Genomic DNA, 25,764 nt, shown 5'->3' with positions numbered 1-25,764 from the left:
CCTTCTCCCGCAAGGGGAGAAGGATGTCAGCGCCGCTTCTTCGGCGCGGGTTTCGAGGCCGCGTCCACCACGGCGCCGGCGCCCGCCCCGACGACAGCGCCCACGGGCCCGGCGACGACCGCGCCGGCGATGGCGCCGGTGGCCGCGCGCTGTTCCATGTTGTGGCCGCAGGCCGAGGCGAGGGCGGCCAGAGCGAGGATCGCGGCCAGGCGCGGGACGTGCGGCGTGAGACGGGTCATGGGGCTTTCCGAACGGCGAATTTACCGCACGGGTTAACGGTGAGGCTTGGTCGGGGTTCCGACAGAGCGGAACGAACGCGTCGAAAATCCTGCTGCTGCGGCGTTTTCTCGCGCGTCGAGGTTTTTCCTGTGAATCAAAGTGTTAATAGCGCGCGAAGCCAAAAAGCCGGGCAAAATCAATGCCGCAGTGCAGCATGCGCTTGCGACTCGGTCATAGTTCGGTCATAAGGCGAGGCATAAGCAGGATCTCGACCTTATTGCGAACGGTCGAACCTCGCTTCCAGACCGGCCCGATAGTGCTTTTTCCGGGTGTCTTGGAAGTGTTTTTGTCGGGGGGCCGGAGCGCCCTCGTCGCGCAGGACGCAAGTTTTGTTTATCAAGTCGCAGACGTGCGCTGACGCGCGCGGGCTGATCGGCGCCGTTTTGGTTGGATCCGTCACGGGTCTGGCCTTGGGCGGCGTCTATCTGGCGGGGGGCATGGCCCAGACCGCCTCTCAGCACGCTCGCGTTACGCGCCTGGCCGACGGCGCCGCCGGAAGTTATTCCGAAGCGGCGCTGCATCAGGCCGCGTCTCGCATGGACGCCGGGGCGCTCGCCATCGCCCGCCGCCATGACCCCTACACCGTCGCCGGCGACGCCCAGCGCGATCGCCAAGCTTCGCTGCTCGCCGCCCGCCTTCAGAGCGGCGGCGAAAAGTCCGACGACCAACCGCTTCTGCTGCGCGCCAGCCTCGGCGGCGCGTTCAGCCCGGCCGCCGCACCATTCCACTTGACCAGCGCCCTCGAAAGCTCGCGCGAACTCGAGTGCCTGGCCCAGGCGGTCTATTACGAAGCCCGGGGCGAGACGCCCAGCGGCCAGGCCGCGGTGGCTCAAGTCGTCTTAAACCGCGTACGCCACCCTTCGTTCCCCAAGTCGATCTGCGGCGTCGTGTTCCAGGGCGCCTACGCCCGCACCGGCTGCCAGTTCAGCTTCGCCTGCGACGGCTCCATGCGCAGCCCGCACGAGCGCGGCGCCTGGAACCGGGCCAAGAAGGTCGCCTCGCGCGCCCTGGCCGGCACGGTGATGTCCGAGGTCGGCTCGGCCACCCACTTCCACACCACGGGCGTCGCGCCCAACTGGGGTCCGCGCCTGATGCGCGTCGCCCAGGTCGGCATGCACGTGTTCTATCGTTTCGGCGGCCGCGCCGGCGCGCCGGGGGCCTTCACCGGCCAGCCGCGTCCCTCGACGGTGGACGACCTGCCCGACGCGCCCGTCCTGACCTCTCTGCCCCAGGCCCCCACGGCCGACGGCAAGCCGGTGATCTACGTCGCCAGCGCGCTCTCCGTCGCCAAGACGGTCGAGGGCGGCATGGGCGGTCCGGAGAAGGTCGGACCCGAGCCTGCCTCGGCCCCGGCCATGCACCCGACCAAGACCGGCGCCGACAAGTCCGACGTCAGGCCGGTTGCGGTTGCGACCGGAGCCGGTTCCTGAGGAACCCGGGGGCCAGGCGGGCCATGAACCGCATCTGCCTGGCCCGCTTTCCCACCAGATAATAGAGCTCGCGGCCGTGGGCCGCCTGCCACACCGTCTGCGCCGCCTCGTCGACGCCGTAGACGGGCATGCCGCTCTTGCGCAGCTCCTCGCCCATGTCGATGTTCTTGCCCGGCTGGGAGTTGTGCAGGATCGGCGTCTCGACGAACCAGGGCATGACGCAGGCCACGCCCACGCCATGGGGCGCGAACTCGGCGTCCAGCGCTTCCGACAGGCCCCGCACCGCGAACTTGGTGGCCGAATAGACCGCCAGGCCCGGCGCGCCGTAGATCCCCGCGCACGACGCCATGTTGAGCAGCCGCCCGCCGCCAGGCGTCGCCTTCAGGAAGGGCAGGCCGGCCCGCGCGCCGTTGATCACGCCGCGGATGTTGACCGCCAGCATCAGGTCGTCGCCTTCGGGATCGATCTCGGCGAAGGCCCCGAAGCGGGCGACGCCGGCGTTGTTGAACAGCACGTCCAGCCGTCCGCCCGAGCGAGAAGTGAAGGCCTGGAGCGCCGGGGTCCAGGCCTCGCGGTCGCGCACGTCGAGTGGGTGGACCGAGGCGTCGTCGACGCCGATCTCGGCCTGGGCGCGGGTCAGGCCCGCCTCGTCGATGTCGGACAGGCCGACCAACCAGCCTTCGCGGGCGAAGCGCCGGGCGCTGGCCAGGCCGATGCCGCTGGCCGCCCCGGTGATGAAGATCGCCTTGTGCGCCGCCATGGCCGTCTCCCCGTCGTTGTTGATTATCGCCGATCAGACAGCGACCGACGGGGAGGGGTCAAGATGACTTGGAGTTTTAGGGGGATCAGTCGTCGCTCTGGTCGTCGGTCTCGGCCGGCGGACCGTTCTTCTTGATCGACTCGATGGCGTTCTTGGCGCCGGCCTTCGAGGAATAACCCTCGGTCCAGAAGATGTTCTCGCTGTTGTAGACGAAGTAGGCGACGAACTCGCCGGCCTTGTTCTTCTTGATCACGAACTTATGGGCCATCTGGAACTCCCACGATGATGGCGGGCCGTTGGTCGGCCAGCCGACGGATGGGAGCCTCGCGCTCCGGATGCGTTGGTGTCAACCGCGTTGCCGTGACGCTCGGGGCGCCGGATGATGCCGCTTGCATCAAGCGGACGGGATCTCGATGAGCGCGGAAAAACTGGACCACCTGTCGCGCACCCTGCTGGGCGTGTCCTATGGCGATCTCACCGAAGTCCAGCGCAGCGTCATCGACCTGATCGCCGCCGAGGCCCCGACCGCCGTCGCGCCGAGCCTGCGCGAGAAGGAGGGCACCTATTGGGAGCGGCTGGCCGACAAGGTGGCGGCGATCGGCGGCTCCTGGGGCTTCATCGGCAGCTTCTCGGCGATCCTGGCGGCCTGGGTGATCCTGAACCTGGCCCTGATGCCGTTCCACAAGGCCTTCGATCCCTATCCCTTCATCTTCCTGAATCTGGTGCTGTCGACCCTGGCGGCGATCCAGGCCCCGATCATCATGATGAGCCAGAACCGCCAGGCCACGAAGGACCGCGAGGCCGCCGAGCACGACTATGTCGTCAACCTGCGCGCCGAACTGGAGATCATGCGCCTGCACGACAAGCTCGACGCCCTGCGGGTGGCCGAGCTGTCGGAGATGGCGCGGGCCAATGCGCTGTGTCTGGACGAGCTGCGGGCCGAGGTCAGGGCGCTGCGGGGCTAACCCTCTCCCGTAAAATCCCCGCGAAAGCGGGGACCCAGGCTTTTTCTGCAACCCGCCGTGCTCGACGATAAAACACCTGGGTCCCCGCTTTCGCGGGGATTTTGCGGAGCGGGGGAGATCACCCCGCCTTCGCCGCGCGCCGCAGCGCCTGGGGCGGCTGGCCGTAGACGCGGATGAAGGCGCGGCGCATGCGTTCGGAGTCGCCGAAGCCGGATTCCAGCGCGATGTCCTCGACCTGCAGGGGCGCGCTGTCGAGCAGGGCGCGGGCGGCCTCGACGCGCAGGCGCTCGATGGCCTTGGCGGGCGTGGCGCCGGTCTCGGCGGTGAACAGGCGGGCGAAGTTGCGCGGGCTCATGGCGGCGCGCTCGGCCAGTTCCTCGACGGTGAGGGGGCGGGCGAGGTTTTCGCGGGCCCAGGCCAGCAGTGGATCGAAGCGGCCGCCCTTCATCTCCAGCAGGGCCGAGAACTGCGACTGGCCGCCCGGACGGCGGTGATAGACGACGAGCTGCTGGGCCGTGCGCTTGGCGATCGCTTCGCCCAGATCCGCGCCGATCATGGCCAGGGCCAGGTCGATGCCGGCGGTGATGCCGGCCGAGCTCCAGATCGGGCCGTCCTGCACCCAGATGCGGTCGGCCTCCAGCCGCACGCCGGGAAAGCGGCGCTGGAAATCCTTGGTGCGGCTCCAGTGGGTGGTGGCGCGCTTGCCTTCCAGCAGGCCGGCGGCGGCCAGGACGTAGGTTCCCGAACAGACGCTGGCCGTGCGCCGGGCGGTGCGGGCGGTCTGCCGCACATAGGCCAGGGTGGTCTCGCAGGTCGCTGGGGCCTTCACCCCGTCGCCGCCGGAGACCAGCAGGGTGTCGAAGGCCGGGGCCTTGTCGAAGGGCAGGGTGTCGAAGGCCGTGCCGGAACTGCTGGCCGTCCAGCCGCCGTCGCGGGAGACCAGGAACAGGCCGTAGGCGCCGGGGTCGAAGCGGGCGGCGATCTCGAAGGCCGAGATCGGGCCGGCGGCGTCCAGAAGCTGGAAGCCGGGATAGACCAGCATGCCGACGGCGCGAGGCATCGTATTCCCCCGAATGATGGCGGAAATCGAGGGATCTCCGTCATTTCCGCCGAACGCTACCTGGGAGACCCTTGGTCGTCAAATGAGGAGGGCTCTCCATGACCGACCAGATCCGCATCGTCTTCGCCCTGTTTCCGGGCGTGACCCATCTCGACTTCACCGGTCCGCACCAGATCCTGGCGCGCCTGCCGGGCGCCAAGATCACCGTCGCCAGCCTGGAGGGCGGCGAGGTCGAGGCCGACGGCCTGATCTTCGCTCATCTGACGCGGCTCGACCAGATCGAGGCGTGCGACATCCTCTGCATTCCCGGCGGCTTCGGCGTCACCCAGGCGATGGGCGACGCGGCGTTCCTGGATCAGGTCAAGCGGCTGGCCTGGAGCGCGCGCTACGTCACCAGCGTCTGCACCGGCTCACTGGTGCTGGCGGCGGCGGGGCTGCTGGAGGGCAAGCGGGCGGCCTGCCACTGGGCCTGGCGCGACCAGCTGGCCCTGTTCGGCGCGATCCCCGACGAGAGCCGCGTGGCCCGCGACGGCCGCTTCGTCACTGGCGGCGGAGTGACGGCCGGCGTCGACTTCGCCCTGACCCTGGTCGCCGAGATCGCCGGCCCGGGCGTGGCCCAGGCCATCCAGCTGGCGGTGGAGTACGCGCCGGATCCGCCGTTCCAATCGGGCCGGCCGGAACTCGCCCCGCCGGAGGTGCTGGCCCGGGTGCGGCGCATCTACGACAACGGCATGGACGAGCGGGTGGCGGCGGCCGTGGCCGCGGCGGCGAAGCTGAAGGGGGAGATGGTTCCGGCTTGAGCAAGCCGTCCCCTGAACTCCCGTCATTCCCGCCCTTGTGGCGGGAAACCCTGCTTCCGTCCGCACGGGCGGTGCAAGCGGCGTGCTCAGCACGCCGCCTCGCTCTCACCTGCGGCTGACAGAGAGGTTCCCGCCACAAGGGCGGGAATGACTGGAAGAAAGTAGGGGTGGAGAGGCGCTAACCCACCTGCACGCCCGTCATCGAGATCGCCGCGAAGACGTCGTCGGCGAAGAACGACACCGGCTCGTCCTTCTGCTGCGCGCCCAGTACGTAGAGCAGGGGCAGGTAGTGCTCGGCGCTGTTGATCGACAGGGCAGCGTCTTCGCCCAGGCCTTCCCAGTCGATCAGCGGCTGGTGGTCGCCCGAGGCGATCAGGGCCTTGGCGGTCTCGTTGAAGCGCGGCGCCCAGTCGGGCGTCTCGCCGGTGCGGAAGTTCACGGCCCGCAGATTGTGGACGATGTCGCCGCTGCCGATGATCAGCACGCCCTCGTCGCGTAGGGCGGCCAGGCGGCGGCCGGCTTCGTAGTGCCAGGCGGCGCTCTGGCCGCGATCCAGGCTGACCTGCACCACCGGCACGTCGGCGTCGGGATACATCGGCCGCAGCACGCTCCAGGCGCCGTGGTCGAGGCCGCGGGTCGGGTGCTGCACGGTGCGCTGGGGCGACAGCAGTTCGGCGGCGCGGGCGGCCAGGGCCGGATCGCCCGGCGCACGGTACTGCACGTCGAACAGCGCCTGGGGGAAGCCGCCGAAGTCATGGATGGTTTCCGGACGCTCCGAAGCGCTCAGCGCCGTGCCGCCCATGGTCTCCCAGTGGGCGCTGACCATCAGCACCGCCTTGGGGCGGGGGAGGTCGCGGCCCAGCTGCGCCCAGGCGCGGCTCCAGGCGTTGTCCTCGATGGCGTTCATCGGTGAGCCGTGGCCGATGAAGAGGGCGGGCATGCGGGTCATGGCGGCGAAGTCCAATTAGATACTTATGCAGTTACAGATGGGGGCTCGCGCGTCGGTGGTCAAGCATGGCCCAGCGCGACCTTCCGCCGCTTCCCCCCGGGGCTCGGCTTTGTTAAGGCCACGGGCGTGAGCAGTCCGTCGTCATCCTCGGAGTCGGTCCCCCCGGCCGGCGCCGCCCCCAGAGTCGCCCCCGTGGCGCCACCAGTCGCGTCACCCGTCGTCCACGCCCCCCGTCCGGCCACCCGCGGCGGCGCGCTGGACCTTCTGCGCCTGGTCGCCGCCCTGCTGATCGTGGTCTACCACTTCGGCGCCGAGAGCCCGCTGCGCATCGAGCGCTTCCACCCGGTGTTCGCGCGCGGCTATCTGGCCACGGACTTCTTCCTGATGCTGTCGGGCTACGTGCTGGGCCGCGCCTACGGGCCCTCGGCGATCTCGGGCCGCATCACCCATTTCCAGTTCTGGCTGCGCCGCGCGGCGCGGGTCTGGCCGGGGCACCTGATGGTGCTGGCGGCCATGGCGGGGCTGGTCTTCGCCCTCAACGTCATCGGCACCGACGCCCACAAGCCCTCGCGCTTCGCCTGGGACCAGCTGCCGCTGCAGGCGATGCTGATGCACGCCTGGGGCTTCAACAGCGACGGCTGGAACCTGCCCAGCTGGTCGCTGTCGGCGCTGATCGTCTGCTACGCCCTGTTCCCGTGGTTCTGGCGCGCCGCCAACCTGACCCGACGGCCGTGGCTGCCGATCGTGCTGGCCGCCGCCGTGGTCGTCGCCTTCGACGTGGCCTCGCGCCAGACCAACGGCTTCGGCTTCTCCGAAGTGTCGATCGGCCTGTCGGATCTGCCCTTGCGCATCGGCGTGCTGCGGGCCCTGCCGCTGTTCCTGCTGGGCCTTTGCCTGGCGCGGGCGGTCGAGCTGAACTGGCCGACGGAGAAGGCCGCCAAGATCCTGCTGACCCTGGGCTGCGCGGGCCTGGTGATCCTGCAACTGATCGGCCGCTTCGACCTGCCCAGCCTGGTGTGCCTGGCCGCCATCATCCTCGGCGCCGGCCGTCTGCCGGTGAAGCATCCCCAGGCCTGGATCGAGGAGGGCGCCAAGCTCTCCTTCGCCCTGTTCATCACCCACATCCTGGTCGGCGTGATCTACTGGAGCGCCGTGCACAAGCTGATCGACAGCGTGCCGATCGGCATCGGCTGGCAATGGCTGATGTGGATCGCCGGCTTCCCGCTGGCCATCGGGGCTGCCTGGGTGTTCCACACCTTCATCGACCAGCCGGTGCAGGACCGGATCATGCCGTGGGTGCGGGGGCGGTAGACCTCTCTCCACTTCCCGTCATTCCCGCCCTTGTGGCGGGAAACTCTCTGTCAGCCGCAAGGACGGGTGAGGCGGACTGCTGAGCAGTCCGCTTGCGCATTTACCTGCGAGCGGAACCAGGGGTTCCCGCCACAAGGGCGGGAATGACGGGAGGAAATGGGGTTCGTCCAGGCCCGATATCCAGCGCGTCTGCCGGGCAGGAAAAGGGGCGGACGGCGTATCTATCGAATGGTGACGATTTCAGAAGGGTAGGCGCAGGGGTCACCCCAATTCCACAGCGCCTGCTGGCCGCTGCGCCAGCGGTCGAATGCATCGCCCAAGACGGGATAAGATCTCAGCTTCGCCGGAGCCGTCTTGTTCAGATGGCGTCGAAGCCGACCGCCCAACCTCTCTAACGCCTTCCAGTCGGTCTCATCGAGCGATTCAGGAGAACTGATTGAGCGTTGGCGAGCACCTTTATCGCTCCACCAACTGATTGAGGAGCTGGCCAGACATCCATTCTGATCGTTGTTGCGGTGAACCTGGATCGTCGCGAGACTGGACAAAACGGTTCGCCCTTTCGCGCTGAGCTTTCTCTGAGTAGTGGCGTTGAAGACCACCTGCTCAGTGTGAAGCGGTGCACCGGTGAACTCCAGCCAAGCCGAAAAACTCACGCCGTGTTCGGTGGTCAACTGGGCCAGATCATCCGCTGTCCTGAACCAGCGATTTGGCAGGTCAGGTCGAGAGTGGGTTTCGAACAAAACAATGCCTGGCGTTTCGATAAACCATTGTCCGAGACGTATGCGATCGAGATCGGTAGCAAAGAACGTGATCTGCATCCGGGCTCCCCCAAGCCAACCTCATGCTGTGGACGCTAAGCCGCGTCCAGACCGATATCCAGCACTGGCGCGGAGTGGGTCAGGGCGCCGACGCTGATGACGTCCACGCCGGTTTCGGCGATGGCGCGGACGGTGGTCAGGTTGACGCCGCCCGAGGCCTCCAGCACCGCGCGGCCCCTGGCCAGGGCGACGGCGGTCTTCAGGTCGTCGAGGCTGAAGTTGTCGAGCATGACGACGTCGGGGCCATGCTTGAGGGCGTCTTCCAGCTGGTCGAGGCCATCGACCTCGACTTCCACTTTCACCAGGTGACCGGCGAAGGCGCGGGCGCGACGGACGGCTTCGCCGACCCCGCCGCAGGCGGCGACGTGGTTGTCCTTGATCAGGATGGCGTCGTCGAGGCCGAAGCGGTGGTTGACCCCGCCGCCGCAGCGCACGGCGTACTTCTCCAGGGCGCGCAGGCCCGGCGTGGTCTTGCGGGTGTCGACGATGGTGGCCCCCGTGCCCTCGACGAGGCGCACATAGGCCCGGGTCAGGGTGGCGATGCCCGACAGACGGCCCAGCAGGTTCAGCCCTGTACGCTCGGCAGCCAGCACGGCCCGGGCGTTCCCCTCGGCGCGGGCCAGCACCGTGCCGGGCGCGGCGTCGGCGCCGTCGGGCGTGACGACCTCGAAGGTCGCGGTCGGATCGAGGGCGAAGAGGGCCAGGCGGGCGCAGGCCAGACCCGAGACGCGGCCGTCCTGGCGGCTGGCGAAGACCACCGACAGCCGGGCGTCGGCGTCGATGCAGGCCAGGCCCGTGATGTCGCCGGCCCGGCCCAGATCCTCAGCCAGGGACAGATCGACGATGGGGCGGACGAGAAGGTCGGGCAGCGGCTCGATACGGGGCAAGGCGGTCAAAATACGCTCTTCAGGGCAATGTCGGCGTCGGGGGCGAACAGCGGCGAGACGCTGTCGTCGGCGGTCAGGAGCAGGCGCTCGGTCCAGTCGCCTTCGAACGGGCGGCGGAAGACGTGAAGCTGGGCCTGCTTGACGTCGATCACCCAGTACTCGGCGATCCCGGCGGCGGCGTAGGCGCGGCTCTTTAGACCTAGGTCGCGCTTGAGGGTCGAGAACGAGGCTTCGATGACCAGGAAGGCCTGATCGGAGCGCATGAAGAAACCTTCGGCGTTGCGGGCGATGACCGCGCCGTCTGGGGTGAAGGCAGAGAGGTTGGAAACGCGGATGGTACCGCCGTTGAGCACTTCGTAGCGGTCGGTCAGGTCGAGCCGGGCGAGGGCCATATTGAGCGCAAGGGACAAGCGAGCGGCGGTTCGGGCGTGAGGCATCGATTCCGGCGACATCCGCACCAGCCTTCCGTCTTCGAGTTCCACGCGGGTCGCATCGTCGCGATCGAAGACGCCGGCCCGGACCATGGTCTCCAGGTCGTCGACGGTCAGCAGGAACTCGGTCACGCCCTGCTCGGCGAGGCCGTCGGCAGCGCCGTCGAACGAGCTGTCAGATGGACCGAACGGCGTGCTCATGGTCGCGTCTCCGTTCTCCTTACGTACCACTATTCCGCGGCGTGGCGCAAACCGGCCTGGATGGGGTCGAGGGTGACGAAGGTGCGGACGGGATCGGCCTTTTCGGGGAAGTCCGAACGGTAGTGGCCGCCGCGGCTTTCCTGGCGGGCCAGGGCGGCGTCGACGATCAGGCGGACGGCGACCAGGGGCGGGCAGGGGCCGTGAGCGGCCTCCAGGGCGGCGACCTCGGCTTGCAGGCGGGCCAGGCCCTCGGCGTCGCGGATGACGCCGGCGTCGCGGCTCATGGCGCGGCGCAGGGTCTGGAAGGCCTCGTCCGGCAGGTCGGGCAGGGGCGCGAGCGACACCGGCTCGCCGCCGGCTTGAGTCCCGTTTGGGGCCTCGGCCGCCGCGGCGCGGCCGGCGCGGGCGCCGAACACGGCCGCTTCCAGCAGGCTGTTGGAGGCCAGGCGGTTGGCGCCCTGCACGCCGGTGGAGGCGCATTCGCCGGCGGCGTAGAGGCCGGGCAGGCTGGCGCGGCCGTCGAGATCGGTGGCCACCCCGCCCATGTGGTAGTGCACGGCCGGCGTGACCGGGATCATCTCGCGGCGAGGATCGACGCCGGCGCTCTGGCAGGCCTCGAACACGGCCGGGAACTCGTGCGGGAAGTGGGCGCCGACCGCCGTCGTGGCGTCGAGGAAGGCGCCGCGACCGGCCGCGCGCTCGGCGTGGATGGCGCGGGCCACCACGTCGCGGGGCGCCAGCTCCTTGGCCGGGTGATAGTCGGCCATGAAGGCGCGGCCATCGGTGTTGCGCAGGATCGAGCCTTCGCCGCGCAGGGCCTCGGTGGCCAGGGGCGCGGGATCGCGGCCGATGTCGATGGCCGTGGGGTGGAACTGCACGAACTCAGGGTCGGCGATCTCGGCGCCGGCCAGGGCGGCCAGGCCCAGGCCCTCGCCGCGCACCTGGGTCGGCGTGGTGGTGACGGCGTAGAGGCCGCCGACGCCGCCGGTGGCCAGGATCACGGCCTTGGCGCGGACTTCCACGAGCGCGCCGTCGATTTCGGCAAGCACCCCGACCACGCGGCCGGCGGCGTCCTGGAGGAGGCGGCGGGCACGGGCGTTCTCGCGGATCTCGATGGTCGGCGTGGCGCGCACCGTGGCGATGACGGCGGCCATGATCGCGGCCCCGGCCCCGTCGCCGCCGACGCGGGCGACGCGGGCCTTGGAGTGTGCGGCTTCCAGGCTTAGCACGAAGTCGCCGTCGGCTTTGCGGTCGAAGGGGGCGCCGAGCGCCGCCAGGGCGCGGACGGCGGCGGGGCCTTCGCGGGTCAGCAGCGCCACGGCGTCGCCGTCGCACAGGCCGGCGCCGGCGGCGATGGTGTCGGCGGCGTGCAGCGACGGCGTGTCGTCGCCGGCCAGGGCGGCGGCCAGCCCCCCCTGCGCCCAGGCGCTGGAGCAGCCGGTGGCCAGCGGCGTCGGCGACAGCACCAGGGCCGTCTTCGCGGCCAGCGCAGCGGTGAGGCCGGCGAGGCCCGCCCCGAGGATGACGGGGCCGTCGAAGGCGATGCGGTCGACCATCTCATACTCCACTCCCTTCCCCCTTGATGGGGGAAGGGCCGGGGATGGGGTGAACACGGCGGTTCGGCCATCCGAGAAAGACGAAGGACGGGCGTTGCAGCGGACAGGCCGCGCCACCCCCATCCCCAACCCTTCCCCCATCAAGGGGGAAGGGGGCTTTTAGATCAGCTCCACGTCCACGTGGTGGCGCGCCTTGACGAGGTCGTAGCGGGCCGGGGCGGCGGGCGGGGGCAGGTCGATCATCCGCTGCACGGCCTGGCGGGCGCGGTCGAGGATGTCGGCGTCCACCGTCACCTCGTACTGCTCGTGGACCAGGGCGTCGTAGATGTTCTGCAGGGTGATCCGCTTCATGTGCGGGCACATGTTGCAGGGGCCGATGAACTGGGTCCCGGGGCTTTCGGCCTGGACGTTGCTGGCCATCGAGCACTCGGTGATCAGCACCACCTGGGCGGGCTTGCGGGCCGCCACGTAGTCGTTCATCGCGGCGGTCGAGCCGGCGAAGTCCGAGGCCTCGAGGATCTCGGCCGGGCATTCGGGGTGGGCCAGCACCTCGGCGCCGGGCCAGGCCGCGCGCATGTCGGCGATGTCCTGCACGGTGAAGCGCTTGTGCACCTCGCAGTGGCCGGCCCAGGCGATGATCTTGACGTCCGTCTGGCGGGCGACGTTGCGGGCCAGGAACTCGTCAGGGATCAGGATGACCTTGTCGGTCCCCCATTCCTTGGCGGCCCACTCGACCACCTGAACGGCGTTGGCGCTGGTGCAGCAGATGTCGGTCTCGGCCTTCACGTCGGCGGTGGTGTTGACGTAGGTGACCACCGGCACGCCCGGATGGCGCTGCTTGATCAGCCGCACGTCGGCGCCCGTGATCGACGAGGCCAGGCTGCAGCCGGCCAGCAGGTCGGGGATCAGGATCTTCTTCTCAGGGCTCAGGACCTTGCTGGTCTCGGCCATGAAGTGCACGCCGGCCTGGACGATGATCTTGGCGTCGCTCTTGGCGGCCTCCTTGGCCAGGGCCAGGCTGTCGCCGACGAAGTCGCCCACGCCGTGGAAGATGTCCGGCGTCATGTAGTTGTGGGCCAGGATGGCGGCGTTCTTCTCGCGCTTCAGCCTGTTGATCTCGACGATCAGCGGCGCGTGCAGGCGCCATTCCATCGGGGTGACATGGTGCTTGACCTTGTCCCAGACGGCGGCGGTCTCCGCCTCGATGTCGGCGGTGAAGGCGAGGGGCGCGAAACCGTCGGCCATGTCGTCCTCTCTTATGCTCAAAGTGAGCATTTCCTGGGCCTCAAAAAACGCCGAGACCGAGTTGCGGATCCGTCCGGCGTCGCGACTTATGCTGAAATTGAGCATAAGGGGCTATCCACATATAGCCGCTCGTTCCGAAGATGCAAAGCATGCGGACGAAAAATCGTACGCGACCGTACGATTAAGCCGCGGGTGGCCCCAAAGTCCCTCGGGGGCTCAGTGCATGCGGCGGGCCTCGAACGCCTGGTCGATGGCCCGGATCAGGGCGTCGAGGGCGTAGGGCTTGCGCAGCAGGGGCCAGGGCGTGGCGCGAGCCTGGGCCAGCTCCTGGCCGGTGTAGCCCGAACTCAGCAGGATCGGCAGGTCCGGACGCTCGGCCGAGAGGATGGACGCCAGGTCCACGCCGCTCTTGTCGCCCGGCATCATCACGTCGGTGACCAGCAGGCCAAGCTCGGGGTGGGCGCGGGCCACGCTCAGGGCCTCGTCGGCGTCGCCGGCCCGGCGCACGTGGTGGCCCAGCTCCGTCAGCATGGCCTCGACCAGGTCGCCGACCTCGGAATCGTCCTCGGCCAGCAGCACCTCGACGCCGGGGCGCGGGGCGGGGGCGGCGACCGGGGCGTCCTGCAGGATCGCCCCCTCGTGGCTGGCCGGCAGCAGCATCGACACCGTCGTGCCCTTGCCGGGCTTGGAGGCGATCTCGACCTCGCCGCCGCTCTGGCGCACGAAGCCGTAGACCTGCGACAGGCCAAGGCCCGTGCCCTTGCCCGAGGCCTTGGTGGTGAAGAACGGCTCGAAGGCGCGGGCGATAGTGTCGGCGTCCATGCCGGCGCCCTCGTCGCACACCGAGACGCGCAGATAGGCGCCCGGCTTCAGCTCGCCGCGGGTCTTGGCCAGGGTCTCGGGACCGGACTCCACGACGATGGTCCCGCCGGGCGGGCTGGCGTCGCGGGCGTTGACCACGAGGTTGAGCAGGGCGGCCTCGAACTGGCCGGAGTCGATCAGGGCGGTGCGGGTGCCCGAGCCGAGGCTGAGCTTCAGCGGCAGCACCTCGCCGACGGCCCGCCGCAGCAGGGCCTCGCTCTCGGCGATCACCCGGTCGACGCGGCAGACCTGCGGATTGAGCGGCTGGCGGCGGGCGAAGGCCAGCAGGTGCTGGGTCAGCTTCTCGCCGCGCCGGGCGGCCGACAGGGCCGCGTCGACCATCTTGTCGCGCCGGCGGGCGTCGTCCGGATGCCGCTGCACCACGTCCAGGGCGCCGATCACCACGGTCAGCAGGTTGTTGAAGTCGTGTGCCACCCCGCCGGTCAGCTGGCCGATGGCCTCCAGCTTCTGCGACTGGCTGAGGGCGGCCTGGGCCAGGTCTCGCTCGGCCAGGGCGGTGTCGACCTTGTCGGCCAGCAGCTCGTTCATGCCGGTCAGCTGGGCCTCGGCCTCCTTGGCCTCGCTGACGTCGAAGGCGATGCCGATGAAGCCGGCGAAGGCGCCGCCGGGGCCGTAGCGCGGCTGGGAGAACGATTTGAGCCAGCGCCACTCGCCGTCGGGCCGCCGGTAGCGGGCCTCCAGGCTGAACGGCTTTCGCGAGGTCTCGCCGGCGAGTTGCGACTTGAGGATGGACGGCAGGTCCTCGGGATGGATGCGGGTGCGCCAGTCGAGGGTGAGGGCGGCGCGGTAGTCGGCGCCGGCGAAGTCCACGTAAGCGGCGTTGACGAAGTCGCGGGCCCCGCCCTGGCCGGTGATCCACATCAGGGCCGGGGCGCTGTCGGCAAGCGCCCGGAAGCGGGCCTCGCTCTCGCGCAGGCCTTCCTCGGCCTGGCGGCGCTTGGTGACGTCGAAATTGACGCCCAGCACCCGCACGGCCCGGCCGGCGGAGTCGCGCTCGATCTGGCCGCGGCCGTGGATCCAGCGCTCGCCCTCCTGGCTGTCGGTCAGCCGGTACTCGACCTCGTAGATCGGCCCGCTCTTGATGGCCTGGCGGATCTGCTCGCGCACCTTGGGGCGGTCGTCGGGATGCACGGCGCCGGCGACGTCGTCGAAGCTCAGCGGGCCGTCCAGCGGCAGGCGCAGGTTGCGGCGGGCGGCGGGGGAGAGATGCAGGGCGCCGCTGGCGACGTCCCACTCCCAGGGACCGACCCCGGCGGCAGCCTGGGTGACGTCGAGCCGGGCCTCGGCCTGCACCTGCCGTCGCCGGGCCTCGCCCAGGTGCGCCACGGCCTCGCGCAGGCCGTGAGCCACGGCCGTCGTGGCCGCGGCCGAGATCAGATAGAGGACCAGCGAGGCCGATTCCGCCTCGCTCAGGGGCTCGCCGTAGCGACCGGCCCACAGCCACCAGCCCAGCAGCCCGCCGCAGACCAGCGGCGCCACGCCCCAGCGCCAGCCGGCGTACAGCGTGACCAGCACCATGGCCGGGAAGAAGGCCTGGGTGGCGCCGATCGCCTGGTCGGGACCCAGCAAGGCGAAGCGCATGCCCAGGGCCGTCAGCGTCGCCACCACGGCGGCCGTCGCCGCGCGCCAGAAGGGCGGGGGAACCTCGGGTATGAGCCAGGCGCTTAGCAGGGCGGATGTCGAACGGCGAGGCTTCGACGCCTGGGGGAGCGGATCGTTTTTGTTCATTCTTGCTTCGCGCTCAGAAGCGGGCTTGCCATGAGCATGGACACGCTTACCTAGGACACGCAACACGGGAGATCATGAATGGCGACCGCTCCGAACATCGGCATTTCGGCCAAGCAACGCGCGGACATCGCGCAGGGACTGAACAAGGTCCTGGCTGACAGCTATGCGCTCTACCTCAAGACGCACGGCTATCACTGGAATGTCCGCGGTCCTTATTTCCAGTCGCTGCACATCCTGCTGGAAGGCCAATACAACGAAGAGTGGGCCGCTCTGGACCTGATCGCCGAGCGCATTCGCGCCCTGGGCGAACTGGCCCCGCAGGGCTACGGCGCCTTCGGCAACCTCTCCAGCATCAAGGACGGCGACGGCGAGAAGGACTGGGAGGCCATGATCAAGGAACTCCTGGCCGACAACGAGACGGTCATCGCCACCCTGCGCGCGGCCTTCCCGGCGGCTGAAGAGGCCGGCGACGAAGCCACCGCCGATCTCTACACCCAGCGCCTGGCGGCCCACGAAAAGCACGCCTGGATGCTGCGCTCGACCCTGAGCAAGTAGTCCGAACGCACCCGCGTGCCGTCCATCCGACGACAACGGGACCTGAAGGCCGCCGCGGCGCTGATCGCCGTCGGCGGCCTTTCTGCGTGCGCCACCGCCTATCACCTGCCGCGCCAGCATGGCCGCGCCGCGGGCGTGGCGAGCCAGGCCGGCACGCTGTCGGACGCGGGGCTCGCCCGCTACGTCGCCGACATGGATCCGGCCATGCTGGCCCTGGCCCGGCGGCATGATCCCAGGCCGCGCAAGGACTATTGGGGACGGGTGAAGGGCTGGGAGGTGATCGAGATCGCCACCATCCCGACCCTGGGCGACACGGTTCCCGACTTCGAGGACGCCCGCCGCATCAACGCCTACCGCCTGCCCGCGCCCCTGCCGATCGAGGCGGCCCGGCCCTTCGTGCTGAAGGCCTCGGGCGAGGAGCGGGCCAGAGCGCTGCACTGCCTTTCGCAGGCGGTCTATTTCGAGGCCGGCTTCGAGCCGGCGGACGGCCAGGCGGCCGTGGCCCAGACCGTGCTCAACCGCCTGCGCCATCCCGGCTATCCCAAGTCGATCTGCGGGGTGATCTACGAGGGCTCGCTGCGGAGCACGGGCTGCCAGTTCAGCTTCACCTGCGACGGCTCGCTGGAGCGGGCGGTGTCGCCCGCTCTGTGGAACCAGGCCGAGGCCGTGGCGCGGCGGGCGCTGTCGGGCTTCGTGATGAAGGATGTGGGCGTGGCCACCCACTACCACGCCGACTACGTCTCGCCGTACTGGGCGCCGACCCTGGTCAAGCTGCGCCAGGTGGGCACGCACATCTTCTATCGCTGGACCGGCCCGGCGGGGACGCTGGCGGCGTTCAAGGGGCGCTACGCCGGCGGCGAGACCAAGATCTCGGCCGACACCCTGATGGGCGCCGATCCCCGCACCCTGGAGGCCGCGCCGCCCGAGGTGCTGGCCCAGACGCTATCGCAGACCTTGGGCGGGCCCGCGCCGGCGGCCGCCCTGAAGGACGCCCGCATCGTCGTCATCCCCGACGTCGCCGCGCCGGGCGGCGAGCGGCTGAAGGTCGAGGGCACGGTGGCCGGCCGCCGCATCGCCACGCCCGAGGAGATCGCCCGGATCAACAAGGCCCTGGAGGCCATGCCCGAGGTCCAGGCCCAAGCCGCGGCCAAACCCGCGCCGCCGCCGGTGGTGGCCGCGCCTCCGCCCCCACCGCCCAAGCCGAAGCCGAGAGCGCCGAACCTGCTGAACCCGCTGGATAATTGAGGAACCTCCCCCCGTGGGGGAGGCGGCCGAAGGCCGGTGGGGGGACGGTTTCAGCTTTCGAGGCGTTGGCGGGGTTCGCAATCACTCCCCCCACCGATCGCTACGCGATCGCCTCCCCCAGAGGGGGAGGTTCCTTTAGCGAGGTCCTCGCACTCCGACCGATCAAAGAAAAAGCCGCCCCTTTCGGAGCGGCTCTTCGTCACCAGGCCCCGATCTCGTTGGCCTCTTTGTGGCTGATCGGGTGGTGAGCCTTCTTGTGGTCTTCCTCGGCCAGGAAGCGGACGGCTTCCAGGGCGGCCATGCAGCCCATGCCGGCGGCCGTGACGGCCTGGCGGTAGACGTCGTCGGTGACGTCGCCGGCGGCGTAGACGCCTTCGATGGCGGTCGAGGCCGTGCCCGGCTTGACCTTCAGATAGCCGCCCGGGCCGGTTTCCAGCTGGCCCTTGAACAGCTCCGACGACGGGGCGTGGCCGATGGCGATGAACACGCCGTCGGTCTTCAGCTCGGTGGTCGCGCCGGTCTTGACGTTCTTCAGGCGAACGCCGGTGACGCCGGCCGGATCGCTGTCGCCCAGGACCTCGTCGATGGCGCTGTCCCAGACCACCTCGATCTTCGGGTGGGCCAGCAGGCGCTCCTGCAGGATCTTCTCGGCGCGCAATTCGTCCTTGCGGTGCACCAGGGTGACCTTGCTGGCGAAGCTGGTGAGGAACAGGGCCTCTTCGACGGCCGTATTGCCGCCGCCGACCACCACGACCTCCTTGTTGCGATAGAAGAAGCCGTCGCAGGTGGCGCAGGCCGACACGCCGAAGCCCTGGAACTTGCTTTCGCTCTCCAGGCCCAGCCACTTGGCCTGGGCGCCGGTGGCGATGATGATCGTCTCGGCGATCCAGTCCTGGCCGCTGTCGGTCTTCACCGTGAACGGACGCTTGGAAAGGTCGACCGACAGCACGATGTCGTTGACCAGCTCGGTGCCCACGTGCTCGGCCTGGGCGCGCATCTGGTCCATCAGCCAGGGACCCTGGATGACGTCGGCGAAGCCCGGATAGTTCTCGACGTCGGTCGTGATGGTCAGCTGGCCGCCCGGCTGGATGCCGGCGATGAGCACGGGCTTGAGCAGCGCGCGGGCGGCGTAGATGGCGGCGGTGTAGCCGGCGGGGCCCGAACCGATGATCAGGCAGCGCGTGTGGCGAGGAGCGGTGGTGGACATGGCGGATATCTAGGCGCGATTCCGCTCGTGCGCTACATTGACGCCATGAACCCGCTGCTGGAACGCATCACGATCGAACCCGGCAAGGCCGGAGGCCGTCCCTGCATCCGCGGTCTGCGTGTGCGGGTGCAGGATGTTCTGGAGATGCTGGCGGCCGGCATGACCTCCGCCGAGGTGCTCCAAGAGTACCCTTACCTGGAACCGGACGACATCCGTGCGGCGCTGGCCTACGCCGCCGCCGCGGTCGCCGACACCGCCGTCGTCGCCGCTTGAAGCTTCTGGTCGACGCCCAGCTTCCACAGGCCTTGGCCGAGTGGCTGCGCGACCAAGGCTTGTCGGCGGATCACTTGGCGGAACTTGGACTGCTGTCCGCGTCCGACGGCGAAATCTGGGACCTCGCCTTGAGCAAGGGCTACGTCATCGTCACCAAGGACCGCGACTTCGTCGAATGGTCGCGGCACAGGACGCCGCGCGCCAGGGTGCTGTGGGTTCGGTTTGGAAATATGAGCCGCGAGGTTCTTCTGGCGCGAATGGGAAGCGCCTTGAGTGAGCTTCGGCAGGCTCTGGCGGGAGATGCGGCCGTCATCGAGATTGGTCGCTGAGAATTGAAGGGGGAGCCATGAAGGGCGGATTGACGATCGGCATCGGGGCCGGGACGGCGATCGGGGTCGCGCTCGGCGTGGCGACTAACAACATCGCCATGGGCATCGCGATCGGCGTCGCCATCGGGGCGGGCCTGGGCACGGCGCTGGAGGCGGCCAAGCCGGCCGGGGCGAAGCCCGGCAAGGGCGGCGACGGGGGCGACGCGTCCTCGTCGACGTATTCCGATGGCGGTTCCTCGACCTCGGACTCTTCGTCGAACGCGTCGGACTGCGGATCCTCATCCGATGGCGGTTCGTCGGACGGGGGAAGCTGCGGCGGTGGTGACGGCGGGGGCGGTGGCGGGGATTGACGCCTCGTCCACGATTTCAGGGTTAATATGGCGGGGACACGCGTGAGTTCGCCCATGACCGCTTCGCCCGAAATCGAGATCGCCGGCCGCAGGATCGGCGCCGACCATCCGCCCTATGTGATCTGCGAGCTGTCGGGGAACCACAACGGCAGCCTCGACCGCTGCCTTTCGATGGTCGACGCGGCCGCCGACACCGGCTGCGACGCGATCAAGATCCAGACCTACACCGCCGACACCATCACGCTCGACGTCGACCGGCCCGAGTTCAAGATCAACGGCGGCCTGTGGGACGGCCGCAGCCTCTATGAGCTCTATCAGGAGGCCCAGACGCCTTTCGAATGGCACGCGGCGATCTTCGAGCGCGCCAGGAAGCGGGGCGTGACGATCTTCTCCAGCCCGTTCGACGAGACGGCGGTCGACCTGCTGGCCGGGCTCGACGCCCCCGCCTACAAGATCGCCTCGTTCGAGGCGGTGGACCTGCCGCTGATCCGCTACGCGGCGGCCAAGGGCAAGCCGCTGATCATCTCGACCGGCATGGCCAACCTGGCCGAGATCGAGACCGCCCGGAACACCGCCCTGGAAGCCGGGGCGGCGGGGGTGCTGCTGCTGCACTGCGTGTCGAGCTATCCCGCCACCTTCGCCGACGCCAACGTCCGGACCGTGGCCGACATGGCCGCGCGCTTCGGCTGTCCGATCGGCCTGTCGGACCACACGCCGGGCACGGCCGCCTCGGTGGCGGCGGTGTCGGTGGGCGCGGCCGCCATCGAGAAGCACTTCACCCTGGCCCGCGCCGACGGCGGGCCGGACTCGGCCTTCAGCCTGGAGCCGGCCGAGTTCCGGGCGCTCGTGAACGACACCAAGAACGCTTGGGCCGCGCTGGGCCGCGCGCACTACGACGTGCTGGGCTCCGAGCAGGCCAACCTGCAGTACCGCCGCTCGCTCTACGTCACCGCCGACGTACCGGCCGGCGCGATCCTGAGCCGCGACAACGTCCGCTCGGTGCGCCCGGGCATCGGCCTGCCGCCGGCCGACCTCGACAAGGTGCTGGGCCGCCCCGCCGCCCGCGCGCTGAGCCGCGGCGAGCCGCTGGCCTGGGACATGGTGGGCTGAGGCCAGCCCAGGCATGACCGACAAGGTTTCCAGCACGCTCGTCGTCCGGCGCTCGCCGCGTCGTCTGCTCGTGAAGACCGGGACTGTGCCGCTGGCCTTCGCCACCCTGGGGGCGGTCTTCGGGCTGTTCGATCCCCGCATGGCGGCGCCCGCCTATACGTTGGCCGCCGCGTTCGGCGTCTTCGTGGGGGCCTATGTGATCGGCGCGGCCCTGGACAAAAAGGGCGCGCTGGCCCTGTACGAGGACGGCGTGCGCTGGCGGGGGCTTTGGCTGGCGCGAGGCGGATACCTGCCGTGGGGCCGCGTCGCCGCCGCGCGGCTCGAGGCGTATAGCGGCAGGTATGTGGATCACACTCGGCTGCGGATCTCGCTGCGGCCCACGGGACAGCCGACGCTCATCGCCGAGCCGATGATCGTGCTGGACGGGCTGGACGCCGATCCCGAGGCGATCCTCGAGGCCTTCGGCCGCTACGTCTTCGTGCAGGACGACCGCTGATCGCGGTCAGCGACGGTCGAACTTCTGGAAGGCCCAATAGACGCCGAACGACAGCGCGCCACCCAGCAGCATCATCAGGGACATCGAGACGAGAGGGTCCATCGCTAGTCCTCCACCTTGCGCAAAAGGTAGTGGGCCAAATGCCGTCGGGCAACGAAGGCCCTCATACGCTCAGAACCCGTCTTCCCCGTGAAGGCGGGGACCCAAGCCGAGCTGGCGGATAATCGACGGCCGAGCCGGGTCCCGAAAGTCCGCTTGGATCCCCGCCTTCGCGGGGACGCTCGGATAAAAGGGGCCATGCCGCTGAACGCGGATCGCTCTCAGTCCTTCGCCCGCGCCGCGTCCATCCGCGCCAGCACCTCGGTCGCCGCGCGGCCGGTCTCGTCGACCGGGTCGTAGGTCCAGCCGTGGAAGGCGCCGCCATAGGGGCGGGCCGCGCCCTGGCGTTCCAGTTCCTCGTGGAAGAGGCGGAACTTCAGGCTGTGGCCTTCCATCTTGAGGATGAACACCGGCTTGCCGGTCGAGGCGGCCTCGGTGGCCATGTTGGTCGAGTCCTCGGTGACGAGGATGTAGTCGGCCGCCGCCAGGAAGGCGAAATAGGGATTGGGGCCGTCCCCATCCCAGATGATGCCGGGAAGGTCGCGCAGGCGGGCGGCCAGGAGGGCGCGGGCCGGCTCGGGCGTGCGGCGCGAGAAGGTCAGCAGCAGGCTGCCGCCTTCCTGCTCCAGCGGCAGCTGGATCTCGTGGGCCATCTGGGCGGCGCGCTCGACCGACAGGTCGAAGGCCTTGGACTTGCCGCCCAGCAGCACGGCGACGCGCGGGCGGGGCAGGGCCTTGATGGCGTCCTTGAACTTCTCGTACTCGGCGTCGAGGCGCGCCTGGCTGACGCGGTGCGGCGAGCCGGTGATCGGGATCACGTTGTCGCCGGTCAGCCGGTCGTGCTTGGGCGGGATGACCAGGTCGAACATCTGGGCCGGGACGCGCGGGTCCTGGATCTGCACGACATAGGTCTTGCCGGCCGACCATTTCTTCAACCGGATCGAGAGGGGCAGGGTCGCGCGACCGGCGGCGACCCACAGGTCGGGCCAGGGCGCGGTGATCTCGCTTTCGGGGGTGATCCAGCGCTTGGGCAGCCAGGCCAGCCACCAGGGCAGGCGGCCGGTGCGGCCCTTCCAGGACACGCGCTTGACCACGATCTTCGCAGGACGCTGGCGCGCGATCGCCTCGGCCAGGCCCACGGCCTGGGCCTCGATGCCGGCGCGACCGTCGGAGACGGCCCAGATGGTCAGCGGTTCAGGACGAGGCTTTTCGCTCGCGCTCATCAGTCCAGCCCTCAAACGGCGAACGCCGCGGACCCGCCTTCGAAAGGGCGGATCCACGGCGATTGGCCGAACTTCATGGCGGGGTTAGGGCTAAGCCCTAGACCCACTCGACCTTGAGGATCTCGTAGGCCTTAACGCCGCCGGGGGTGTTGACCTCGACGACTTCGCCCACTTCCTTGCCGATCATGGCGCGCGACAGCGGCGAGCTCAGCGAGATGCGGCCCGACTTCACGTCGGCTTCGTGGTCGCCCACGATCTGGTAGCGGGCTTCTTCTTCGGTGTCCTCGTCGACCACGCTGACCGTGGCACCGAACTTCACCTGAGCGCCGGAGAGCTTGGAGACGTCGATGACCTGGGCGCGGGCGATCTTGTCCTCGATCTCGGCGATCTGGCCCTCGATCCAGCCCTGGCGTTCCTTGGCGGCGTGGTATTCGGCATTTTCCGAGAGGTCGCCATGCGATCGCGCTTCGGCGATCGCGGCGATCACGGCGGGCCGTTCAATCGTCTTCAAACGCTTCAGTTCTTCGTCGAGGGTTTGATAACCCAAGACGGTCATCGGCACTTTTTCCATTGCGGATTTTAGCTCGGTTCGCCGTAAGGGGAGGAAGACTCCTAGTCGCTGGCGCACGCGACCGGGGGCTGAGAGGATAGGCGCCGCATTCTGGATAAGCAAGTCTCACGCGTCGGGCGACGCGCGCGGCCAAGCTGGCGGTCCTTCTTCCCCTGCAGACTCCCGTCAGGCCCGCTTCAGCGCGCCGGGCCGCGAGGCCAGGCGGCGGTCGCCGGGCAGCTGGAACTGGCCGACCAGACGGGCCAGCTCGCCGGCGTCGTCGTTGAGGGCGTGGGTGGCCGCGGCGGTCTCCTCCACCAGGCCCGCGTTCTGCTGCAGCACCTGGTCCATCTGGTTCACCGCGGTGTTGACCTGGGTCAGGCCCTGGGCCTGGTGTTGGGCGCTGGCGGCGATCTCGGAAACCAGGCCGTCGATCTCGGCGATCTGCGAAACGATGCGCTCCAGGGCCTCGCCCGTGCGGCCGACCAGCTCGACGCCTTCGCCGACCTGACGGGTCGAGGTGGTGATCAGCTGCTTGATCTCCTTGGCGGCCTCGGCCGAGCGCTGGGCCAGGCCCCGCACCTCGGAAGCGACCACGGCGAAGCCCTTGCCGGCCTCGCCCGCGCGGGCGGCTTCGACGCCGGCGTTCAGGGCCAGCAGGTTGGTCTGGAAGGCGATCTCGTCGATGACGCCGATGATCCGCGAGATCTGGGTGGCCGAGGTCTCGATCGCGCCCATGGCGTCGACGGCCTCGCCGACCACCTCGCCCGAGCGGCGGGCGTCGTCGCGGGCCCGGGCCACGACGGCGGCGGCCTTGCGGGCGCCGTCGGCCGTCTGCCCGACGGTGGCGGTGATCTCGTCCATGGCGCTGGCGGTCTCGGCCAGGTTGGCGGCCTGCTGCTCGGTGCGGCGCGACAGGTTCGAGGCGGCGTCGGCGATCTGGTCGGAGCCGCGGCGCACGCCGCCGGCGCGCTCGTCGATGACGGCCAGGGCGTCGGCCAGCTTGACGGCCGCCTGGTTGAAGTCGGCGCGCAGCTGCTCGTAGGACTCGGAGAACTGCTCGATCAGGCGGACCGACAGGTCGCCCTTGGCCAGGCGCGACAGGCTCTGGGCGAGGGCGTCGACCATGTCGGCGCGCTGGCGCTCGGCGGCGGCCTGGACGGCGGCGTGGGCGACGCGGCCTTCCTCTTCCGAGCGGCGGGCGTGGTCGGCGGCGGCGTCGGCCTCGCGGGCCTCCTGCATGGCCTCCTCGGCCTTGGCGCGGGCGCGCTCGGCCAGGCCGATGACGCGGTGCAGGCCCTGGGTGGCCATGATCAGGGCCCCGGCCTCGACGACCAGGATGACGGCGTGGACCAGCACGCGGCCCAGGCTTGCCGAGCCCGGGAAGACGGCGGCGGGCAGCAGGTAGCTGAGAGAAAGGTGGTGCACGGCGACGGTGGCGGCCGCGGCGGCGATGACGGTCCAGTCGCAATAGACGACCAGCAGGGCCAGGGCCGCGAAATAGGCCATGTGCATGTCGATCTGCCAGGCGTGGCCGTCGAGGGCGGCGACCAGCAGCGAGACCTGGGCCATCAGCGCCACGCCCGACAGGATGCGGCCCGTCTGGGTTTCCCCGCGTTGCAGGACCGCGCCGGCCGCCAGGGCGGCGGTCATCACCGCCGCGATGGCGATGCCGAGCACGTGCTCGCCGACCAGGAAGCGGGCGCCGATGACGATCGGGGCCATCACCGACGTCAGGGTCAGGATCAGGCGGCCGCCGAGGCGGCGCTGGACGTCGAGGTTCGAGGTCTTCGAGCTCATGGGCGGGGCTCCAGAACGGACCTTGCGGCGCAGACGCCGGCGGCCTCGGGATCGAGAAGGACGATCGCGCCGGCGGCGCGCAGGCGCTGACCCAGGGTGGCGGGATCGCCGCGCAGGATCAGGATGAAGGGCACGGACCCCGCGCCGGCGATGTCGCCGGCCGTGGTCGCCGCGCCGGCGGCGTGGGCGGCCGACCACCAGGGCGGGAAGACGGCGGCGACGCGGCCCGGATCGCGCGGCGAGGCGCTGGACAACGTCACCGCCAGAAGCGTCAGAACAATCGCGCAGGTTGCGGCCAGTGTTCGACCCAGGGCGTGAAGCAGATCACGCCAGGTTCGAACACGCTGCAGGGACAACCTCGATCTCCGGGGCAAGGCGCGCCTGGATCGCGCACGTCAGGGGGCGATCTTTTGCGCGATCACGGTGATCGAAGTCTTAAGATCACGGTCGAGCGTCGCCATGTCGCAGGCGATGAGCTTGACCGTGAGTTGCGTTCCCCTCGCTCAATCGGCGTAGGCGTATTCGCCGCCGCGTTCCAGGGCGGTGCGATAGGCCGGGCGGGCGTGGATGCGCTCGAGGAAGGCCTTCACCCGGGGGCGCGAATTGGCACCGGCGCGCGAGGCGGCGGCCTCCAGCGGGAAGCTCATCATCACGTCGGCGGCGGTGAAGTCCGAGCCGGCGAACCACTCGGACTTGGCCAGTTCGGCGTCCCAGTAGTCGATATGGGCCTTCAGCTGCGGATCGACGAAGCCGGACTGGGCCTTGCCGGCGATGGCCTTGACCAGGGGCTTGAGCAGGCCGGGCGAGCGGGCGGGCAGGGCGCTGAACACCAGCTTCAGCAGCAGCGGCGTCATGGCCGAGCCCTCGGCATAGTGCAGCCAGTAGGTATAGCGCAGGCGTTCCGGGGTTCCCGCCGCCGGGATCAGCCGGCCGTTCCCGTAGGTGTCGAGGATGTATTCGATGATCGCGCCGGTCTCGGCGATGGTCTTGTCGCCGTCGGTGATCACCGGCGACTTGCCCAGTGGATGGATGGCCCGCAGCTCGGGCGGGGCCAGCATGGTCTGCAGGTTCCGCTCGTAGCGCTTGACCTCGTAGGGGACGCCCAGCTCCTCCAGCAGCCAGAGGACGCGCTGGCTGCGCGAGTTGTTCAGGTGGTGGACGACGACCATTCGGGCTTTCCCTGCCTTCTGCTTAAGGGTCCGGACGATGGCTGGCCATTCAGCGT

At 69.7% G+C, this 25,764-nt stretch carries 28 protein-coding genes; 11 read left to right on the top strand and 17 right to left on the bottom strand.

From position 1 onward, the window contains the following. Window positions 1–26: 26 nt before the first annotated feature. Window positions 27–239 (bottom strand): hypothetical protein, encoded by a 213-nt coding sequence (locus AC1RRS_RS10030; protein WP_487287665.1) that lies wholly within the window; start codon window positions 237–239, stop codon window positions 27–29. A gap of 477 nt (window positions 240–716) precedes the next feature. Between AC1RRS_RS10030 and AC1RRS_RS10025 the strand changes: the two genes are divergently transcribed. Beyond that, window positions 717–1,709: a cell wall hydrolase gene (locus tag AC1RRS_RS10025; RefSeq protein ID WP_492855038.1), complete on the top strand. Its 993-nt coding sequence runs from the start codon at window positions 717–719 to the stop codon at window positions 1,707–1,709. Here AC1RRS_RS10025 and AC1RRS_RS10020 read toward each other — a convergent pair. Together AC1RRS_RS10020 and AC1RRS_RS10015 are read right to left on the bottom strand one after the other, a co-directional pair. Then, window positions 1,672–2,469, bottom strand: a complete 798-nt coding sequence (locus AC1RRS_RS10020) for an SDR family oxidoreductase (protein WP_492855037.1) — start codon at window positions 2,467–2,469, stop codon at window positions 1,672–1,674. The genes AC1RRS_RS10025 and AC1RRS_RS10020 overlap by 38 nt on opposite strands. Window positions 2,470–2,554: 85 nt before the next feature. Continuing rightward, the gene (locus AC1RRS_RS10015) at window positions 2,555–2,737 is read right to left on the bottom strand and encodes a YegP family protein (RefSeq protein WP_110120140.1); all 183 of its coding nucleotides are present in this window, start codon (window positions 2,735–2,737) and stop codon (window positions 2,555–2,557) included. A 145-nt stretch (window positions 2,738–2,882) separates the two neighbouring features. On the opposite strand from AC1RRS_RS10015, the gene AC1RRS_RS10010 reads away from it, so the two are divergent. Further along, complete coding sequence (locus AC1RRS_RS10010) at window positions 2,883–3,434, top strand: DUF1003 domain-containing protein (protein WP_492855036.1); 552 nt, start codon at window positions 2,883–2,885, stop codon at window positions 3,432–3,434. Between the two features lie 118 nt (window positions 3,435–3,552). Here the strand turns inward: AC1RRS_RS10010 and AC1RRS_RS10005 are convergent, their stop codons facing one another. Beyond that, window positions 3,553–4,494, bottom strand: a complete 942-nt coding sequence (locus AC1RRS_RS10005) for a GlxA family transcriptional regulator (protein ID WP_492855035.1) — start codon at window positions 4,492–4,494, stop codon at window positions 3,553–3,555. Window positions 4,495–4,592: 98 nt separating this feature from the next. Here AC1RRS_RS10005 and AC1RRS_RS10000 point away from each other — a divergent pair, with 98 nt between their 5' ends. Further along, window positions 4,593–5,294, top strand: a complete 702-nt coding sequence (locus AC1RRS_RS10000) for a DJ-1/PfpI family protein (RefSeq protein ID WP_492855034.1) — start codon at window positions 4,593–4,595, stop codon at window positions 5,292–5,294. 178 nt (window positions 5,295–5,472) lie between these two features. Here AC1RRS_RS10000 and ygiD read toward each other — a convergent pair whose 3' ends face one another. Continuing rightward, entirely contained in the window at window positions 5,473–6,243 is a 771-nt protein-coding gene (gene ygiD / locus AC1RRS_RS09995) for a 4,5-DOPA-extradiol-dioxygenase (RefSeq protein ID WP_492855033.1), read from the bottom strand. Window positions 6,244–6,435: 192 nt separating this feature from the next. Here ygiD and AC1RRS_RS09990 point away from each other — a divergent pair, with 192 nt between their 5' ends. Further along, entirely contained in the window at window positions 6,436–7,554 is a 1,119-nt protein-coding gene (locus AC1RRS_RS09990) for an acyltransferase family protein (RefSeq protein ID WP_492855032.1), read from the top strand. 221 nt (window positions 7,555–7,775) lie between these two features. Here AC1RRS_RS09990 and AC1RRS_RS09985 read toward each other — a convergent pair whose 3' ends face one another. From AC1RRS_RS09985 to AC1RRS_RS09960, 6 genes are all read right to left on the bottom strand, one after another. After that, complete coding sequence (locus AC1RRS_RS09985) at window positions 7,776–8,372, bottom strand: hypothetical protein (protein WP_492855031.1); 597 nt, start codon at window positions 8,370–8,372, stop codon at window positions 7,776–7,778. 35 nt (window positions 8,373–8,407) lie between these two features. Continuing rightward, on the bottom strand, window positions 8,408–9,250 hold the full coding sequence (gene nadC / locus AC1RRS_RS09980) for a carboxylating nicotinate-nucleotide diphosphorylase (RefSeq protein WP_492855304.1): 843 nt from the start codon (window positions 9,248–9,250) through the stop codon (window positions 8,408–8,410). A 14-nt stretch (window positions 9,251–9,264) separates the two neighbouring features. Beyond that, window positions 9,265–9,891 (bottom strand): Uma2 family endonuclease, encoded by a 627-nt coding sequence (locus AC1RRS_RS09975; RefSeq protein WP_492855030.1) that lies wholly within the window; start codon window positions 9,889–9,891, stop codon window positions 9,265–9,267. A gap of 29 nt (window positions 9,892–9,920) precedes the next feature. Then, the gene (locus tag AC1RRS_RS09970; RefSeq protein ID WP_492855029.1) at window positions 9,921–11,447 is read right to left on the bottom strand and encodes an L-aspartate oxidase; all 1,527 of its coding nucleotides are present in this window, start codon (window positions 11,445–11,447) and stop codon (window positions 9,921–9,923) included. Between the two features lie 159 nt (window positions 11,448–11,606). After that, a complete protein-coding gene (gene nadA, locus AC1RRS_RS09965; RefSeq protein WP_492855028.1) occupies window positions 11,607–12,692 on the bottom strand; it encodes a quinolinate synthase NadA in 1,086 nt (361 codons plus the stop codon). A 216-nt stretch (window positions 12,693–12,908) separates the two neighbouring features. Further along, the gene (locus AC1RRS_RS09960) at window positions 12,909–15,182 is read right to left on the bottom strand and encodes a hybrid sensor histidine kinase/response regulator (RefSeq protein ID WP_487287653.1); all 2,274 of its coding nucleotides are present in this window, start codon (window positions 15,180–15,182) and stop codon (window positions 12,909–12,911) included. A gap of 198 nt (window positions 15,183–15,380) precedes the next feature. Here AC1RRS_RS09960 and AC1RRS_RS09955 point away from each other — a divergent pair, with 198 nt between their 5' ends. Both AC1RRS_RS09955 and AC1RRS_RS09950 read left to right on the top strand, forming a co-directional pair. Further along, window positions 15,381–15,857, top strand: coding sequence for a Dps family protein (locus AC1RRS_RS09955; protein ID WP_487287652.1), 477 nt, complete (start codon window positions 15,381–15,383; stop codon window positions 15,855–15,857). Between the two features lie 15 nt (window positions 15,858–15,872). Beyond that, window positions 15,873–17,102 (top strand): cell wall hydrolase, encoded by a 1,230-nt coding sequence (locus AC1RRS_RS09950; RefSeq protein WP_492855027.1) that lies wholly within the window; start codon window positions 15,873–15,875, stop codon window positions 17,100–17,102. A 199-nt stretch (window positions 17,103–17,301) separates the two neighbouring features. Here AC1RRS_RS09950 and trxB read toward each other — a convergent pair whose 3' ends face one another. Further along, window positions 17,302–18,309, bottom strand: a complete 1,008-nt coding sequence (gene trxB / locus AC1RRS_RS09945; RefSeq protein WP_492855026.1) for a thioredoxin-disulfide reductase — start codon at window positions 18,307–18,309, stop codon at window positions 17,302–17,304. A gap of 27 nt (window positions 18,310–18,336) precedes the next feature. On the opposite strand from trxB, the gene AC1RRS_RS09940 reads away from it, so the two are divergent. Genes AC1RRS_RS09940 through AC1RRS_RS09920 form a run of 5 tightly spaced genes read left to right on the top strand, consistent with a single transcriptional unit; the run spans window position 18,337 to window position 20,867 of the window. Beyond that, window positions 18,337–18,582: a DUF433 domain-containing protein gene (locus AC1RRS_RS09940; protein ID WP_492855025.1), complete on the top strand. Its 246-nt coding sequence runs from the start codon at window positions 18,337–18,339 to the stop codon at window positions 18,580–18,582. Next, on the top strand, window positions 18,579–18,911 hold the full coding sequence (locus tag AC1RRS_RS09935; RefSeq protein ID WP_492855024.1) for a DUF5615 family PIN-like protein: 333 nt from the start codon (window positions 18,579–18,581) through the stop codon (window positions 18,909–18,911). Before AC1RRS_RS09940 ends, AC1RRS_RS09935 begins: the two co-directional genes overlap by 4 nt. Window positions 18,912–18,928: 17 nt before the next feature. Beyond that, the gene (locus AC1RRS_RS09930; protein ID WP_492855023.1) at window positions 18,929–19,261 is read left to right on the top strand and encodes a glycine zipper domain-containing protein; all 333 of its coding nucleotides are present in this window, start codon (window positions 18,929–18,931) and stop codon (window positions 19,259–19,261) included. Between the two features lie 54 nt (window positions 19,262–19,315). Continuing rightward, window positions 19,316–20,371 carry a pseudaminic acid synthase gene (pseI, locus tag AC1RRS_RS09925; RefSeq protein ID WP_492855022.1) on the top strand — a complete coding sequence of 352 codons (1,056 nt, stop codon included), beginning with the start codon at window positions 19,316–19,318 and terminating at the stop codon, window positions 20,369–20,371. Window positions 20,372–20,384: 13 nt separating this feature from the next. Next, on the top strand, window positions 20,385–20,867 hold the full coding sequence (locus tag AC1RRS_RS09920) for a hypothetical protein (RefSeq protein ID WP_492855021.1): 483 nt from the start codon (window positions 20,385–20,387) through the stop codon (window positions 20,865–20,867). Window positions 20,868–21,187: 320 nt separating this feature from the next. Here the strand turns inward: AC1RRS_RS09920 and AC1RRS_RS09915 are convergent, their stop codons facing one another. The 5 genes from AC1RRS_RS09915 to AC1RRS_RS09895 form a co-directional block, all read right to left on the bottom strand. Continuing rightward, window positions 21,188–22,189 carry a mitochondrial fission ELM1 family protein gene (locus AC1RRS_RS09915; RefSeq protein ID WP_492855019.1) on the bottom strand — a complete coding sequence of 334 codons (1,002 nt, stop codon included), beginning with the start codon at window positions 22,187–22,189 and terminating at the stop codon, window positions 21,188–21,190. A 97-nt stretch (window positions 22,190–22,286) separates the two neighbouring features. Further along, window positions 22,287–22,760, bottom strand: a complete 474-nt coding sequence (gene greA / locus AC1RRS_RS09910) for a transcription elongation factor GreA (RefSeq protein WP_110121313.1) — start codon at window positions 22,758–22,760, stop codon at window positions 22,287–22,289. A gap of 165 nt (window positions 22,761–22,925) precedes the next feature. Then, a complete protein-coding gene (locus AC1RRS_RS09905) occupies window positions 22,926–24,539 on the bottom strand; it encodes a methyl-accepting chemotaxis protein (protein WP_492855017.1) in 1,614 nt (537 codons plus the stop codon). Further along, window positions 24,536–24,799 carry a hypothetical protein gene (locus tag AC1RRS_RS09900; RefSeq protein WP_492855016.1) on the bottom strand — a complete coding sequence of 88 codons (264 nt, stop codon included), beginning with the start codon at window positions 24,797–24,799 and terminating at the stop codon, window positions 24,536–24,538. The genes AC1RRS_RS09905 and AC1RRS_RS09900 overlap by 4 nt, the downstream gene beginning before the upstream one ends. Before the next feature lie 243 nt (window positions 24,800–25,042). Further along, window positions 25,043–25,708, bottom strand: coding sequence for a glutathione S-transferase (locus AC1RRS_RS09895; protein ID WP_487287641.1), 666 nt, complete (start codon window positions 25,706–25,708; stop codon window positions 25,043–25,045). Window positions 25,709–25,764: the final 56 nt, after the last annotated feature.

It is taken from the genome of Caulobacter sp. GW821-FHT12A07, assembly GCF_058807655.1.
The sequence above is the reverse complement of the archived record's forward strand: the minus strand, read 5'-3'. Positions and strand labels throughout refer to the sequence as shown.

What these genes read in the sequence shown, in the direction of transcription:
- AC1RRS_RS10030 (WP_487287665.1), bottom strand. Translation starts at nt 239, where the DNA reads ATGACCCGTCTCACGCCGCACGTCCCGCGCCTGGCCGCGATCCTCGCT.
- AC1RRS_RS10025 (WP_492855038.1), top strand. Translation starts at nt 717, where the DNA reads ATGGCCCAGACCGCCTCTCAGCACGCTCGCGTTACGCGCCTGGCCGAC.
- AC1RRS_RS10020 (WP_492855037.1), bottom strand. Translation starts at nt 2,469, where the DNA reads ATGGCGGCGCACAAGGCGATCTTCATCACCGGGGCGGCCAGCGGCATC.
- AC1RRS_RS10015 (WP_110120140.1), bottom strand. Translation starts at nt 2,737, where the DNA reads ATGGCCCATAAGTTCGTGATCAAGAAGAACAAGGCCGGCGAGTTCGTC.
- AC1RRS_RS10010 (WP_492855036.1), top strand. Translation starts at nt 2,883, where the DNA reads ATGAGCGCGGAAAAACTGGACCACCTGTCGCGCACCCTGCTGGGCGTG.
- AC1RRS_RS10005 (WP_492855035.1), bottom strand. Translation starts at nt 4,494, where the DNA reads ATGCCTCGCGCCGTCGGCATGCTGGTCTATCCCGGCTTCCAGCTTCTG.
- AC1RRS_RS10000 (WP_492855034.1), top strand. Translation starts at nt 4,593, where the DNA reads ATGACCGACCAGATCCGCATCGTCTTCGCCCTGTTTCCGGGCGTGACC.
- ygiD (WP_492855033.1), bottom strand. Translation starts at nt 6,243, where the DNA reads ATGACCCGCATGCCCGCCCTCTTCATCGGCCACGGCTCACCGATGAAC.
- AC1RRS_RS09985 (WP_492855031.1), bottom strand. Translation starts at nt 8,372, where the DNA reads ATGCAGATCACGTTCTTTGCTACCGATCTCGATCGCATACGTCTCGGA.
- AC1RRS_RS09975 (WP_492855030.1), bottom strand. Translation starts at nt 9,891, where the DNA reads ATGAGCACGCCGTTCGGTCCATCTGACAGCTCGTTCGACGGCGCTGCC.
- AC1RRS_RS09970 (WP_492855029.1), bottom strand. Translation starts at nt 11,447, where the DNA reads ATGGTCGACCGCATCGCCTTCGACGGCCCCGTCATCCTCGGGGCGGGC.
- nadA (WP_492855028.1), bottom strand. Translation starts at nt 12,692, where the DNA reads ATGGCCGACGGTTTCGCGCCCCTCGCCTTCACCGCCGACATCGAGGCG.
- AC1RRS_RS09955 (WP_487287652.1), top strand. Translation starts at nt 15,381, where the DNA reads ATGGCGACCGCTCCGAACATCGGCATTTCGGCCAAGCAACGCGCGGAC.
- trxB (WP_492855026.1), bottom strand. Translation starts at nt 18,309, where the DNA reads ATGTCCACCACCGCTCCTCGCCACACGCGCTGCCTGATCATCGGTTCG.
- AC1RRS_RS09930 (WP_492855023.1), top strand. Translation starts at nt 18,929, where the DNA reads ATGAAGGGCGGATTGACGATCGGCATCGGGGCCGGGACGGCGATCGGG.
- pseI (WP_492855022.1), top strand. Translation starts at nt 19,316, where the DNA reads ATGACCGCTTCGCCCGAAATCGAGATCGCCGGCCGCAGGATCGGCGCC.
- AC1RRS_RS09920 (WP_492855021.1), top strand. Translation starts at nt 20,385, where the DNA reads ATGACCGACAAGGTTTCCAGCACGCTCGTCGTCCGGCGCTCGCCGCGT.
- AC1RRS_RS09915 (WP_492855019.1), bottom strand. Translation starts at nt 22,189, where the DNA reads ATGAGCGCGAGCGAAAAGCCTCGTCCTGAACCGCTGACCATCTGGGCC.
- greA (WP_110121313.1), bottom strand. Translation starts at nt 22,760, where the DNA reads ATGGAAAAAGTGCCGATGACCGTCTTGGGTTATCAAACCCTCGACGAA.
- AC1RRS_RS09905 (WP_492855017.1), bottom strand. Translation starts at nt 24,539, where the DNA reads ATGAGCTCGAAGACCTCGAACCTCGACGTCCAGCGCCGCCTCGGCGGC.
- AC1RRS_RS09895 (WP_487287641.1), bottom strand. Translation starts at nt 25,708, where the DNA reads ATGGTCGTCGTCCACCACCTGAACAACTCGCGCAGCCAGCGCGTCCTC.